The sequence below is a fragment of the Collimonas sp. GW821-FHT02H07 genome (assembly GCF_059421505.1).
In genome coordinates, this window is the sequence record NZ_JBWKVC010000047.1 from 1 (window position 1) to 860 (window position 860).

An 860-nucleotide genomic window follows, 5' to 3' on the forward strand; every position below is an offset into this window, starting at 1 on the left:
ATCACCCTGCCGGCTTACCAGACAGACGGCAGCAACGTCTATCCGATCAGCGCCACCGCCACTGACACCAAGGGCAACACTGCCGGCGCTTCCAGCGTGATCCGCGTCGACGCGCCTGACGCCAGCGTCAAGAACAGCGTGGTCACCGCAACACCGGCGGCCATCCTGGCCGACGGCAAGAGCACATCGGTAGTCAAGATCGAACTGCGCGACGAAGACAACAACGTCATACCCGGCATGACGGCCAAGCTCATCACGCCGCTCACAGAAACCTCGAGCGTCGGCCTGGCCGCAGCATTGAATCTGCCGCTGCAGCCGGCTGTCATCGCAGCCATCCAGGAAACCGCGCCCGGCATCTATGAAGCCGTGGTCACCGCCGGCACCCGCGTCGGCAGCCTGCAGGTAGCCCCCGCCCTGGGCGAGCTGGCCCTGAGTCCCGTCACGATCGCCGTCGGCGCCGACAGCGCCAGCGCCCAGATCAGTGACGGCGCAATGCTGGTGATCATCGATAACGCCATCGCCAACCAAAACGCCACCAACCAGGTGACCGCCACCATCACCGACGCCGGTGGCAACCCTCTGGCCGGCATGCCTGTCGCCTTTACGCTGAGCGGCTCAGCCAAGGTCGCCGCTGGTTCTTCGCTGACGCCAAGCACCGACGCCAAAGGCGCCGTCGCCATCAGCTTCACCGACGCCGTGGCCGAAGCCGTCACGGTCAGCGCTACCCTGGCCAACGGCAACAGCGCCCAGGTTGCCACCCGGTTCGTACCCGACAGCGGTTCAGCCCAGATCGGCAGCGGCGACCTGACGGTGGATAAAACCACGGTCGTGGCCAACAATACCGATGCAGCGACCTTCGC

Annotated in this window: 1 protein-coding gene; it reads left to right on the forward strand. The window is 65.7% G+C overall.

All coding sequences use genetic code 11. The features are described from left to right. On the forward strand, nt 1–860 hold an 860-nt coding region (locus AC07V8_RS25740; RefSeq protein ID WP_494721511.1), incomplete at both ends, for an Ig-like domain-containing protein.